The sequence below is a fragment of the Shewanella sp. AS16 genome (assembly GCF_021412365.1).
GTDB classification, from domain to species: Bacteria; Pseudomonadota; Gammaproteobacteria; order Enterobacterales; family Shewanellaceae; genus Shewanella; species Shewanella salipaludis.
The window spans coordinates 402,564-416,911 of the sequence record NZ_JAKCLK010000001.1; the positions used below are offsets into that span (position 1 = coordinate 402,564).

Here is a 14,348-nt window from a genome sequence, read left to right on the forward strand (position 1 = left end):
ATGCTATCTCGATTGTCGGTTTGAGTTCAGATCTCAATGTTTGAAAGCCACCCTCCTCAAGCATTCGCAGCACACTCAAGATTAAGAACAAACCTCTGAGCTGCCAAGATACCCAATAACCGATGCTGAGCGGTATTGTATCCGCCAGCCCCTATTCAGGAAACAGCAAAACACATGCGGTTGCATTTTTTGATGAAGTACAAACAGTGCGCCAAGCCAGTCAAGTACAAGATTGGATACAAAGCAGAAAAATTTAAGTAAAAAAAAAGCCCCTTACGGGGCTTTTAATCGAAGAGCATGACTCAAAGGGTCACATTGTGAATCCGAGCTTTCTCTTTAATATAAGAGATATAGCTCTTAGCACTACGTGCAGTCTTGCTATCATCGGCCGCTTGTTTCGCACTATGATAAGCAGACTTATACTGTTTCAGACTCAGATAAGCCAATGCCAGTTCGAAATGCGCTTCACCTGGATGTTCCAATCCTGCTTTTAACGCCTTTTCCAATACTGGAATGGCGGCAGAGTATTTTTGATCCAGGGCCAACAAACGCCCTTGCTTCAAGTACAGCTTACCGTCGTTATTAATTTCGGCAGCCTTACCGTAATACTCGGCAGCTTCTTTCAACTCTTTGGCATTATGATAAAAACCAGCAAGTATTTCGAAACTCTTGGCATCTTCTTTGATCAAGCCAGACTTCATATGCTTTTCATAGATCTTGGCGGCCTTGTAAGGTGAACCTTTCTGAGCCAATAACTGAGATAAACGTGTGATGTTTGCTCCAGTTTCCAAGAAACCATTCTTATAAGCCAAGTCATAGGTCGCCAGTGACTTGTCATAGTCTTCTGTCATCAGATAGAACTGAGCCAACTGTACCCAGAGACGTTTATCGTCCTGGAATAACGGCACCATGACTTCAAGCACTTTAACTGCATCTTTATACTTCTTCTGATTGAAGTAAGCAGTCAGCTTCATCTGGTACAGGCCCTTATCAGGAGACTCGGCCAAAGAAATACCTTTATTGGCCACTTCCAGGACTTTATCCCACTGTTTCAGCTCAGTATAAGCAATACCTATGCGGCGAAAGATCTGCGCATCCGACTTACAAGTGAATTCCATCCACTTGTAATAATAAGGAATAGCTTCCTTAAACTTCTTATCCTGCAGCAATAAATCTGCGTACAAACGAAGTGTCGCACCATGATCTGTGCCACCTAAGATATCGGCATCGACAGCTTGCTTGAGATACTTAACAGCCGTCCCCATCTGACCCTTTTCGGCATAGAAATTACCCAACATACGGGCAATATACGCCTTGTCGAAGTCATTTCTGGGATTGGCTTCAAGCAAAATGGCTATCGCCTCGTCCAGCTGCCCTTCTGTGTAGGCTGCGAAAGCCTTCTGCACTTTCTTAGCCGCACTCTCACCCACAGCCTTGGATTGGCGCTGATCGATCGGACATTTTTCTGCCGCATTGGCAGCGGAAACCGCTACCAATGCGCCACCACAGATGGAGAGCAATAATGCCGTTGCGATATGATTAACTTTACGCATCTTTATCTGCCTCCTTTGTCTAAGGTGAAGTCCAGTTGAACAGTCATACCAGGTTGCTTCAGTGGCTTGCCATCAACGATCTTTGGCTTGTACTTCCACTTCTTGAGGGCACGAATGGCTTCCCTATCGAATATCCGCTTAGGTTCGGCCTTAATGACTTCTACGTCATCGACCCCACCCATTTCGTTGATGGTGAAGCGCAACTGTACATAACCTTCTTTACCATCACGTGCTGCAGCAATTGGATACTGAGGCTCGATACGAACGATAGGCGTTGCATCACCGTCACGCGTCATCATGCTACCCAGCTTGAAGCCTGTGCTCACACCGCCAGCTTGCACACCACCCATGTTAAACGACATGCCAGTGTCGATACTGGACGACGTATCTGGAGGTGTCGTATCAGGCTTAGGCGGTTGCTCCGGTGGTGGTGGTGGCTTAGGCACTACTCGTGGCTTGTTCTGTGCTTTTGAATCCTGTCTGTCCATGGTTATTTCTATCGTTGGCGTTTCGGTTGAGGTGTCGCCACGTTGTGCGCCACCTCCAACCAAAAATGCCATAAACCAGAACAGACCAAAAGTCACAGCAGCACCAATAATGATAGATACTAGTGCTCTTGGCATATTAGTCGTTCCCCGCTGAAACCGAAATCTTATCGATACCTGCAGCTTTAACCTGATCCAGCACCTTAACAACTAAGCCGTGGAGGGCTTCTTTGTCTGCCTGGATCAAAACTGCCGCTTCAGGTGCTTCAGCCAACATACGTTCGACGTTTGCTGTTACACGCTCGATATCAACCTGGCGATTTTCCATCATGATGACGCCTGTCTTGCTCACGCCAATAAAGATGTTTGCCGATGGTTTTGACGTCGCTTGTGAAGCCTTAGGTTTGTTATAGTCCAAACCCGATGGCTTAACAAAGGATGTCGTTACAATGAAGAAGATCAGCATGATAAACACGATGTCGAGCATCGGAGTCATATCAATTTGCGCTTCCTCGTCTACACTGGAATGCTTTTTACGTGCCATGTTCAATCTCTCTCTAGTGGTGCGGCATGCTGTCTTTTAGCTTTTCTAAACTGATCTTCATTTTCGCATCCAAACGAGTACTGAAAAATACTCCGGATAACGCTGCAACCATTCCCGCCATAGTGGGCATGGTTGCCATTGAAATACCAGCCGCCATCAAACGAGCATTACTCGTCCCCTGAACTGCCATCACATCGAATACTGTAATCATACCTGTTACGGTACCCAACAGACCTATCATGGGGCAAATTGCCACTAAGGTCTTAATGATCAGCATACGTGCATTCAAATCTTGTTTAGCTTGGGACAGCCAAGCTTCACGGATGCGGTGTGCATACCAAGAGGTTGTATCCTCTCTGGTTTCCCACTCGGATATGATTGCTTGATGTTGCTTTGGTGATATCCAATTCAGATACCAGTAGCGCTCAAGCATCAACACCCACATAAGAAACAGCACTGCCGCGACAAGCCAGAGGACATCGCCTCCGGAGGCCATGAAGCCCCTGACGGAATCCCAAACATCCATCAGGAATAGCATCATTAGTTAGCCCTCTTCTCAGCATGAGCGGCTATGATACCCGCGCTCTGCTCTTCCAATACTTGGACAATAGACTTGCTGCGCGCCACAACGATAGCATGAAGCAACATCAATGGCAGTGCCGCAACCAAACCTTGAACTGTAGTGATCAGTGCCATAGAGATACCGCCGGCCATCAGTTTAGGGTCGCCTGTACCGAACAATTGAATTGATTGGAAGGTAGCAATCATACCTGTTACCGTACCCAGCAGACCCATCATAGGCGCAATTGCTGCCAGTACTTTGATGATAGAGATACGTGATTCCAGCGCTGGCGTTTCTTTCAGAATTGCTTCGTCAAGTTTCAGCTCTAAGGTTTCAACATCGACATCTTTGTTGTCTTGGTAAACTTTCAGAATACGACCCAAGGCGTTGTTACCTGGATTATTGATATTCTTACGTTGGCTGTTAACCTTGCCACCGATCAGAGTCAGAGTAACCAGGCGCTCGAGGGCAATCAGGGCACCCAAAGCAAGCAATGCAATGATGATATAACCAATAGTGCCACCGGCTTCCAGACGTTCTTCGAAGCTGGCTTTGTTGGTGAAGATGTTCAGCAACACACCACGGGCAGGGTCAACATAAAATTTTGCAGTACCTGAAGTAGTATCTTCCCAATCGCCAACCGCACTGACCTGATAACCGTCTGGCTGTTGTGACAATTGTTGCACTAAGCCTAAATCAGCGTTATAGACAACGTACTTGCCATCGGCAGTCAAGTTGAACGTACCTATACGATGGATAGTAGTGTTGACCACATTACCATTTATGTCGGTAACAGAACCTTCAAATTTAACCACTTTGCCAGACTCAGCCATTTCGAACAGCTGCTCCTGCCAAAAACGTTCCAGTTCATCAATCTTGGGTAACTGCTTACGCGCGCCCAAATCAGCGATGAACTTGTCACGGCCAGGGTATTGAGCACTGATGTTTGAAGCGTACAGTTTGCCGGCAAAGTCACCGGCTTCACCTTTAACCACACCAAACATCTCACCCAAGTCACCTTGAGCCGTTTTCAGATCTTCTTCCAACTGAGCAATCTTACGTTCGTTATCCAAGAAAGCCTGGTTCAGATCTTTACCGCGCTGCTTTTCGGCAGCCAAGGCATTCTTTTCCTTTTGCAGCAGAGCGGCTTTATCGCCACGCTCATTCTGGAACTCGCGTTCACGCTTTGCATTAGTCTTGCTATCGTTAGCACGATCGACTTTAACTTGCTGTAGCAACTGGTCAATAGACTTGGGCGCATCGGCCGCACTCGCCATACCGGCAGTTAAAGAGAAACTTGCAGCCAACACAGCTGTAGTGATTAACTTCTTCATTATTGTGCAGTCTCCGCAGCAGGAATTGGTAACGCGAATAGATCAAGAGCACCCTGTTTACGGGCTATACGAATACCCTTGGTGATGTCACGCAGATAGCTACTGTCCAGCTCATCCCAACCTTTAGTTTCTGTGTTGTACATCCAGGCAGTCTTCTGATCCAGACTCTGTGCGTATAAGGCAACACGGCCTAAGTTAAAGAAGTCAACCAACACTTCTTTACCATCCAGGTTAAGTTTACCCGTATTAACTGCAACGAAGTTACCGTATTCACGTTCTATGCTGTAAGCATCCAAGATTAGACGGTATTTTTCGGCCAAAGTGACTTCGGCGGTATTGAGCAGATTCTTCAGATTCTCGACACGTTCAGTACGCACCTGAGTGTTAAACGGCAGATCCAGCTTAACGAACTGTTCAAGCGTATCTACCATCTTGAACATCAAAGGCACAACGCCCTGACGCAGCTTATCGACACCGTTGATATCGTCTTGAATTGACTTCATTGACGACTCTTGGTCTGCAACCAACTTAGCGACATAGTCGTTGTATGATTTCAGCGACTCGCGCTCATCGGCAACTGAACCATACTCGAAGAGCATGTCTTGTGCCTGATCAAAATACTTATCGACTTTCTTCTGCGACGCTGCAGCATCAGCATGGATCTTACTATCCGCTTTCTGCGCGTCGGTAAGAGGATCCGCCATCACTAAGTTGCTGCCGGCTAACGCCAGCGCGCCAACAAGTGCAGTAGCGATTTTTGTTCTATTGCTTACCTTGGACATAGTTCCCAACCAATTTGAAGTGAATTAAAAAGGCTTAACTTACCAGCAACAGGTCTCAAGGTTAGATTAACCCGAAAACCCAACACAGTAAGTCCATCTTTCTCTTGTGATTGTTAGTTTGTACCTTCCCTTTTCTATGCCCTTTCAGGCATAGACCCGCTGGCATCATTTCACAAAATGTTGACCTGTGTCAACATTTGGAAACGGGTAAAACCAGTGGCAAGAGGAGTTGCGAAGTTCATTGATAGTAAAAGCTGATTTTTCGAACAGACTGGCCCATCACCCTCTCCCCTACTGAGCCTAAGAGCCCCGCCAAGCGATACGCACGGACCTATGAGCAACTTAACTGCAACCTAGTCGCCTTAACCGCAGCAATCCAGCAGCACCTAAACTGTCGATAAAATATCATGGTACTAATGGATCAATCATGTCCGACCAACCTCAACCAAAAATTGGAGTCGCAACGCTAATTCCGTATAGTGCTCTTGAAACTTGGTACCATCTATGCCTGACATCATTACCTGGAGAGCATTCACGCAGCCACTTGGAAAGCAAACTATCGATTTAATTTTAAGCAGTTTTAAGTTGATTCAATAACCTAACGAAGCACGACGCTTTCAGGAAACAAACAGTCATACGAGGGCCGCACCTGGTCAATATTTCTACCTGCCAACACGCTAAAAACACCTAGCCTACAGATAAAGTAACCAATAAAAACAATGAATTATGCAAGAAAGCATCTTGTGCCACCTTAATTTCATCTTAGACATAAGTCACCGTGTTGGCAGCATTATCGAATTGACATTCATCGTCATAACTCCTGAACTCAGATTCACGCAAGAGCCACAGTACAAATCAAATACAAGTGTGCTTCACTTGTTGACGGCTACACAGATTCGCGGACATCACATATCGCTAGCCATATATGAACCAAAAAGCTGAGGAATGGGTTTGAGGGGACAGGTCGAAAGCGATTAACCTAATTAAGATAGGGGGAGATATACATTCTGGTCAGGAGGGCAAAAAAATGCCGCTCATATTGCTATGAGCGGCATTTGCCTGTTAAACCACATGGGCTCTAAGTATGACTTAGAATCTCAGGTTGGCTCTAACGAAGAAGTAACGGCCCATCACGTCATAAGTGTATGGATCGGTATTTGAATCGTTGTTACCTGTGAAGTAAGGTGGTTCTTCATCGAGCAGATTGTTTACACCAGCCGACAGAGTCACATTTTCCATGACATCATAGAAGCCTGACAGATCGTGGTAAACAATGCTGTCCACGGTAGGCGCATAACAATCGGCTGGATTAGCAGTACACTTACCCAGGAAGGAGGTCATGCCATCGATGTAGCGCATTTCATAGGTCAAACCCCAATCATCGCCACGAGCAGAAATGTTCAGATTAGATTTAAACTCGGCATAAGCACCATCACCAGCTGTAATGAAGCCTTTGAAGTTGGTAACATTTCCGTCTTGATCCGATTCTTCAAATTTGTCCAGTATTGAAGTATCCAGGGCTGCACGCCAGCTCAGACCCGCGGCATCGAACACGTATGCCACATTGATATCGTAACCAGCAGTCTTTTGACCACCTAAGTTCTGCAGACCATTATCGAAGGTGATACGGCCCGTACCATCGATAGCTATGTGTGATGCCTGACACAGAGCAGTACCTGTATTGATTGTTTGGCCATTAGCGCCTAAGCACTGAGCCGCAACATATGAGTCATCGACTGTGTTGATCGCATTGCTGATGTCAATATTATAGTAATCGACAGTCATCGACAGACCTTCGATGAAACTTGGCTCGAGCACCAGACCGATAGTCGTGATATCGGCTTGTTCAGGTGTCAACAGTGGGTTACCACCAACTGTCACTTCAGCCTGATCTTGCTGTGATGCCGGATGCTGAACCTGTTCGAATGATGGTGACTTACCACCGAAGAGCTCATCGACAGTAGGTGCACGGAACGCAGTAGAACGGCCACCGCGGATCATGATCTGATCATTCATTCTCCAGGTCAGACCCAGTTTCCAGGTGGTATCGTCACCGAAGGTGCTGTAGTCGAAGTAACGCATGGCGGCACTCAGGTCGACTTGCTCAGCAAATGGCAAATCATTCAGCAGTGGCACAGCCAATTCCACATAGGCTTCGTTGACGTTGAATGAACCTGCTGTTGGCTCAACGCGAGGATCGTTCGCCAGACCCTGTGCAGTCAGGGAATCAGGCGTGAAATGTGCCGCTTCTTCACGATGCTCGATACCGGCAGCAAAACCAAGGAAACCGGCGGGTAACTCTACGACTTCACCTGAAAGTGATGCGTTGAAAATATCCATCTCGCTGCCACCGCTGTTCACTTCGGTGTAGATGAATGGCTTGATGCTGTCGCCCATCCATGAAGACTGCAGGAAAGGATCGAAGTCGCCGGCAAGCACTGCGGCGTTGATCGAGCCTATGTTGTGCAGGTTAGCCAGCGTGTCAACCGAATCGTTCTTACCTTTGTTGTAAGACGCATCCCAGGTCCAGCCGTTGTCGAATTCACCTTCCAAACCAACCACGATACGGATAGTATCCACAACCTGGTTGAAGTCACGGGTGCCCGACTCAACCATGCGGCGACCGTAATCCAGCTTTTCACCAACTTGGGCGAATGGCAGTAACTCATCGGTCATCCAACCGGCAACACCATTAACACCGCCACCGCTTTTTGGGTTGTACACCCAAGAATCGTTATTCCAGATCGGCTGAGGCGCCATCTGCTGATTTGACCAGCGTTTGGTGTACATGGCTTCGGTGAAGAAACGAACGCTGTCAGACAATTCATAAGTACCGGCAAGAGATAAGTTCAGACGCTGCATTGGCGTCGACAGGTAGCTGTCCTTGGCATAGTTGTACTTGTCGTTGTTGTCACCAGAGTTAACATAATTGTGGTAGCTGTCGCCACGGCCACTGACATCGGCTTCGCTCATACCGTCGAAATATTCAAACTCAGGAACTGTGTTTCCTTCATCATCGACTCCAGCAACGTACTGGCCGTAAAAGCCCGAGTCACCTATGGCATAGGCACCGTCTGGTCCGGTAGGAGTAATACCGTGATTCATGTTACCCCAGACATGACCGCCTTGAGAATATACACTACCACCGCAGTAAAGCTCTTTGGCACCAGTTTTACCTGATTCTGAAAGCGGGCAGTTAGAAAAATCGCGATCGGCCTGACTGGCATCGCCGCGATCTGTGTACTGCATGTTGACAACAACATTGCCTTTATCGAAGTTTGTTCCCAGTGTGATATCTATGCTTGACTCATCACCATCGCCTTCACCGGAAATCCCGGTTTGAACATTGACTTCGAAGCCTTCAAAATCACGCTTAAGGATGATGTTAACCACGCCGGCAATAGCATCTGTACCATAGATAGCTGAGGCGCCATCTTTCAGCACTTCGATGCGCTGGATCATGGATACAGGAATAGTGTTCAAGTCAACCGATGACGCGGCACCGGTACCGGAGGCAATCATTCGACGGCCGTTGACCAGCACCAGAGTACGTTCAAAGCCCAAACCACGCATATTCACGCGAGCGTTACCGCCTGAACCATTGTTGATACCTGGGTTGGTCATGGCACCGCCGGCGGCGGTCATGCTTTGTAAAATACCATCGATTGAGGTTGCCCCTGTGGCCAAAATCGCTGAGGCATCGATAACACTAACTGGGCTGGCGGTTTCCATGTCGGCACGCTTAATGCGCGAGCCAGTCACTTCGATACGTTCAACTTTTGCACCGTCATCGGCAGCAAATGCGGTTGAAGCACCCAAAGCTGCGGTAGCAACACCGCCAATCAGCGCGAAACGCACCGATTTAGCTAACAGATTGTTCTTATACATTGTCTAACTCCCTATATATATCGCTTTTTTTATAATTAACCTCCACTTTACAGGAGGTGATGCCGACGTTCTAAATAACCATACGGACACGTGAGCCAACACATAAAATCACATTGGAAACATTTAATCAACATTTGCAGGTAAATAGAAACTGAATGGCGAAATAACGAACAAGTTGATATGCAGGTACAATCTGAAGATTACAACGGTTCCGAAAACGTCATATTGCAATCGCCTTTGACGCCCCCCGATACCAGACAGCATAAAATGCTCCGAGTGGGAAAGATAAGATCTTAGAATTGGGAAGGAAAAAAATCCGGGACCATTACTGGTCCCGGATTAGATAGACTAACAGTCTCTTGCCTTGGCAACCAAACTAACTTAGCCGCCTCGATTGTCGAGCCGCTTAGAACTTAACGGTAACACCTGCGTAGAAATAACGACCAGTTACATCGTAAGCTTCTGAAGCTGTATTGATACCGGTACCGCCTGAGTTAGTGCCTTGCGGTAATAATGGTGGCTGCTTGTCGAACAGATTACGAATACCCACTGTCGCCTCAACGCCGTTGCTGAAGTTATAACGGGCATTGATATCGTGATAAACCACGGCGTCAATTTCGTTAAATGTAGTCAGAGATTCACCATCGGTGAAGTTACCATTGTCCCCATTAACCGAGTCGACAACCGAATCCCAGTATCGCATGCGCCATGCGAAGCTGAAATCGTCGATCAAATAAGACAGGTTCAGGTTAGCCCTGTGCTCTGGGTACAACACCTCTCCAACATAATCGATCGCGTCACCATCAAGAATACCGGTAGTGACGTACTCGTTGGTGTAATTCCATACCAGCTGTGCTTTGAAGCTACCAGGACCGATATCGACAGTATAGTTTACTTCGGCATCGATACCCGAGGTATCTATGTTGTTCTCGTTCGAAGTACCAGAGTTAACATCGATCAGGGCGCCGTTGGCATCACGCAAGGTCGCGCCATTACAGTTCTGAGAGAAGGCACTAGGCGCAACTTCGAAACAGCGAGTAAGAACGACGGAACGATCAGTTGTGTCGATAGCATCTTTAACCGAAATGTCATAATAGTCAACGGTAAAAGATAACTCGTCCATGATCTGCCATACGAACCCGGCACTCCAAGTATCGGCAGTCTCGGCTTTAACGTCGACATTACCACCCACAGTACCACCTGTGCCCTGACGTTCTGCCTGGGTCAGGACAAACTCACCATTGGGATCGGCGGCAATACGGGCGCTGATCTGTGGGATAGAGCGGCAATTCGCTGCCACATCACCAGCTGTAGTTGCCGTGATACCGTCACAGGGATCCGTAACGCGGGAGAAGGTTTCGCCTTTGCCACCGAACAGATCGGCAATGTTAGGAGTGCGAATCGCGGTTGCAGCTGAAGCACGCAGCTTCAGGGAATCGATAGGTGTATACTCTACACCCGCATTCCAGGTCCAGTCGCCACCTGTAATAGAATGGTCCGCATAACGTGCCGCCAGGTCCAGCTCAAGGCCATCCATAACTGGCAAAATCGCTTCCGCGTAAACATCTTTGGTGTAAAGCTTACCGTCGGTTGGATCCGATTGGTTGGTGCTCGAAGCACCTGTCTGCGCCAAATCACCGGGGCTGTAAGTACCGCGTTCTTCACGGTATTCCAAGCCCATTGCCACACCAATGTTACCACCGGCCAGTTCCAGCGGTAACTCACCCGTCACACTGGTCCCCAACACAAACTGCTCAGCCTGGCCAACGGCCTTGGCTGGTGACTTAACATATTTTACTGCATCGTCAGATATAGTGCCGGCACCAAACATGTCTAACGGCACACAACCCTGTAGACGAGCAAGCTCGTTGGCACACACCAGATTGCCATTCGCATCTTCAATCACGTCCAGCGCCAAGGCTGCACGTTCTACGTTGACCTGACCACCGTTATCTTGCTGTTGGTCGGTACGACCCCAGGTCAGATAAGTTGAAGAGGTCCAAGTATCGTTAATAGCCCAGTCCATGCCCGTTGCCACGCGAATCGTATTCCGCTCGAGATCGGTCGAGCGAGCACCGAATTCGACCATACGACGTACGAAGGTCGTCTCGTTCAAATTAGTGATGCCATCAGCGACTAAAGCTGCACGCAACGCATCGGGGATCAATGGTGAATTAACATCCATGCCACCCTTACCATTACGGCTCTTCTTCCACACGTCGTTGACGATATCCAGTGGCGTCGGTTCGATAGTAGAATCGTTAGTCTTGGTGGTGTTCCAGTTCAGTTCGTTCCACATAGACACATTATCGGCCAGCTCTAAGGTCAGGCCGGCAGCAGCATATTTACGTTCCAGTGGTGTCACCAGCTGACGATATGAAGCGCGGTTGAAACCGTCGGCTACACCACCGCCATACTCGCTACCATCACCATTGTAACCACCGATACGGCCTTGGGGAGGGTAGGACGAATTGAGGATATCGGCGACTTCATTGCCATTGTCGTCCAGGAATACCGCCAAATCTTGCTTGGAGAAGTCTCTGTCGGTGCCTTTAATGCCTTTATCGTCATCATAACCCAGAGAAATCCAAGCGTTACCACCCGACCAGTTCTTACCTGAGGTTACGCTGATAGTCCTGGTCTCGCGATCACTTTCACCAGACACACCGGCTTGCGCAGCAATTTCAACACCATCGAAATCTTTACGGGTGATGATGTTGACCACACCTGCGACCGCATCTGAACCGTAGATTGCCGAAGAAGCGCTTTTCAGAATTTCAATACGGTCGATCATGGAGGTTGGAATGGCGTTCAAATCCACGGCATAGCCAGTTGAAGGGTCGACACCTGAAACGAAGCGACGACCATTCACCAATACCAGGGTACGTGATTCACCCAAATTACGTAGTGAAGTAGTGTTCAGACCGACTGTGGTTGTAGAGAAAGCACTGTTGGATTGATCCGAGCCTGCGATGGTAACAGGTGAAGAGTTGAGGATATCTGCAACGTTAATTGCACCAGTTTGCGCAATATCTTCCCGAGATAATACTGTAATAGGTACCGTAGTTTCCATATCGGTACGTTTAATACGTGAGCCTGTTACTTCGATACGCTCGACTTTTGCCCCTTCTTCTTCAGCGGCAAACGCAGTTGAAGCACTCAGCGCAGCCACGGCTGCGCCACTCATCAACGCAAAATGCACTGACTTGGCTAACAAACTGTTCTTATACATTGTCAATCTCCCTGGACATGAATATCTTCTTATTAAGCCATCTTTAAAGTCTTTGAGATGGTAGCTTTGTCAAAAGCGGCAAACTTCGCCACTATTAAAACAATTTCGAGCCAATGAAATCACATTTGAAACACTTAATCAACATGTGATACAAGCCAACTCAATAAATATAAAGTGTTTATGTTAGGCATAAAAGCTTCAGTATGATCCCAATGTTCCCTTGACAAGAAATAAATCAAAAAAATACAAATAAAAACAATGATATGCAGAACAAAAAATGATAGAGCAAGGGTGGGACACAGAACAACCCGTCAGTTGCTAATTTGTAATAATATGTTATATACCGTTGGAGTGGGGATAGGCTGCAGAGAGAATAATGATGAACATTAATCTCAGAAAGAAGCAGTACTTAGCAGGTTGACATAACACGTTGACCGGAGCGCAAAGCGGCATGGCCGGCATGCAAAGAGTAATAACAAGCTTCAATAACTCGGCTATTTACAGATGTTGTTGGCTGTAAATGGATGCTAACGATGAGATGTCAGGGGAACTATTTAGAGACTAGAAAAACAAAGCACTCTTATGAGTGCTTTGTACGGTAAAAATAAGATGGACATTATAAGCTGTAACGGATCCCTATCGCTATGCCGTCATCTTCGGAGAGAGACATTCTGGCTTCCTGTTCTTTATCGGCACTGGTGAAATCACTCAGGTCTCTTCGCGCTTCGACATATAAGACGGTGTCCAGATCCCAAACATAGTGAAGACCTACTACCAGGAATTGACGCTTAAAGACGTCATTCTTGTCTGTATTGTTAGGCTGAATAACGTAATCCTTGCCGGCATCCAGGATGTTATAAGCGACGAATGGGCGGAAACCATTTTCAAATTTATATGAAACCAGAGACTCTATGCCATAGGCGTCCCTGATCAGGCGGCCTATGTTATCCGTGTCGTGGTTTTCATTCTTGTTGAAGTTGGCGGAAAAATAGAGTCCATCGTTATCGAACCCGCCCCAGGTAACGCCTGCGCCATAGATGAGATCGACTGCGGTGATCTGGGCCCCTGTACCGTAACTCACATCGAACTCGCCACGGTTGACACCCGCGGTCAGCGTCAGCATGTCAGTGGCCTTATAGGTCACAGAACCACCATAGGTCTGGTTGAATTCGACTTGTTGCGCATCTGCCGCCCCGCCTTCCCACTGGGCTTGACATCTGTCTTGGTTGACTTCGGTATCACAAGTGTAGAAGGCATTGTTTTTGAGTTGCGCCTGCAGGGTAAAGCTAAGGTCACCGAAGGCATTGCGATATTGAACCAGCTTGTCACCACGACCGACGCCGTTTACCGCACCATCGTCTTTGTTATAGGTATAAACACCGGCAGTATTGCCATCCCATACGAAGCTATAGTTGGTACCATAAACCACGTCATACCAGGCGCCCCATTGCTTGCCTATGCTGATGCTGCCGTACTTGTCGTGGGAAAGGCCGGCGTAACCCAAGCGGTTGTAAAAGAATTCATCTTGTACCGACTCGAAGCGATTGCTGTAGACAATATCGCTGCTGCCGACAGGGTTGACGCCCCATTCCAGCTTAGCGAAGGCACTCCAGCCATCACTCAACTTACGATCGAAGCCGAAGTTTATCCGGGATGCGCCGTTGACCACTTCCGTCTTGCCTTGGGTCGCGATCACCCTGGCGTCGATGAAGCCACCGATTGACACGGCGTGCTTGTCATCCTTGTAAATTTCGATTGCCGATACCGACGGGACCATTAATACAGTTGTCAATGCGGCTGCCACTAGAGTCTTGTTCATTTTAGGTTTGACCTTACATTTTTGTTTACAACATTTCGTTGCTTTATTTCTATTGAGTTATTGCGAAGATTAACACAAGGCGCTATGGAGAAGTGAAGCAGGAAGGGGCAAAAGGCAGGACTTTTTCATTTAAAAACACCAAAATAACT

At 47.5% G+C, this 14,348-nt stretch carries 9 protein-coding genes; all 9 read right to left on the reverse strand.

Annotated elements, in window-relative coordinates:
* Window positions 1–302 precede the first annotated feature (302 nt).
* The 9 genes from LZP73_RS01860 to LZP73_RS01900 all read right to left on the reverse strand — a co-directional run bounded on the left by LZP73_RS01860 (window position 303) and on the right by LZP73_RS01900 (window position 14,199).
* Window positions 303–1,553 carry a tetratricopeptide repeat protein gene (locus LZP73_RS01860; protein WP_234232781.1) on the reverse strand — a complete coding sequence of 417 codons (1,251 nt, stop codon included), beginning with the start codon at window positions 1,551–1,553 and terminating at the stop codon, window positions 303–305.
* Between the two features lie 2 nt (window positions 1,554–1,555).
* Window positions 1,556–2,176 carry an energy transducer TonB gene (locus LZP73_RS01865; protein WP_234232782.1) on the reverse strand — a complete coding sequence of 207 codons (621 nt, stop codon included), beginning with the start codon at window positions 2,174–2,176 and terminating at the stop codon, window positions 1,556–1,558.
* Between the two features lies 1 nt (window position 2,177).
* The gene (locus LZP73_RS01870; RefSeq protein ID WP_234232783.1) at window positions 2,178–2,582 is read right to left on the reverse strand and encodes an ExbD/TolR family protein; all 405 of its coding nucleotides are present in this window, start codon (window positions 2,580–2,582) and stop codon (window positions 2,178–2,180) included.
* Window positions 2,583–2,595: 13 nt separating this feature from the next.
* Complete coding sequence (locus tag LZP73_RS01875; protein WP_234232784.1) at window positions 2,596–3,123, reverse strand: MotA/TolQ/ExbB proton channel family protein; 528 nt, start codon at window positions 3,121–3,123, stop codon at window positions 2,596–2,598.
* On the reverse strand, window positions 3,123–4,478 hold the full coding sequence (locus tag LZP73_RS01880) for a MotA/TolQ/ExbB proton channel family protein (RefSeq protein ID WP_234232785.1): 1,356 nt from the start codon (window positions 4,476–4,478) through the stop codon (window positions 3,123–3,125). The genes LZP73_RS01875 and LZP73_RS01880 overlap by 1 nt, the downstream gene beginning before the upstream one ends.
* Window positions 4,478–5,260, reverse strand: a complete 783-nt coding sequence (locus LZP73_RS01885) for a DUF3450 domain-containing protein (protein WP_234232786.1) — start codon at window positions 5,258–5,260, stop codon at window positions 4,478–4,480. The genes LZP73_RS01880 and LZP73_RS01885 overlap by 1 nt, the downstream gene beginning before the upstream one ends.
* A gap of 1,089 nt (window positions 5,261–6,349) precedes the next feature.
* Window positions 6,350–9,148 carry a TonB-dependent receptor gene (locus tag LZP73_RS01890; protein ID WP_234232787.1) on the reverse strand — a complete coding sequence of 933 codons (2,799 nt, stop codon included), beginning with the start codon at window positions 9,146–9,148 and terminating at the stop codon, window positions 6,350–6,352.
* A gap of 406 nt (window positions 9,149–9,554) precedes the next feature.
* Window positions 9,555–12,380: a TonB-dependent receptor gene (locus tag LZP73_RS01895; RefSeq protein ID WP_234232788.1), complete on the reverse strand. Its 2,826-nt coding sequence runs from the start codon at window positions 12,378–12,380 to the stop codon at window positions 9,555–9,557.
* 616 nt (window positions 12,381–12,996) lie between these two features.
* Window positions 12,997–14,199 (reverse strand): porin, encoded by a 1,203-nt coding sequence (locus tag LZP73_RS01900; RefSeq protein ID WP_234232789.1) that lies wholly within the window; start codon window positions 14,197–14,199, stop codon window positions 12,997–12,999.
* Window positions 14,200–14,348: the final 149 nt, after the last annotated feature.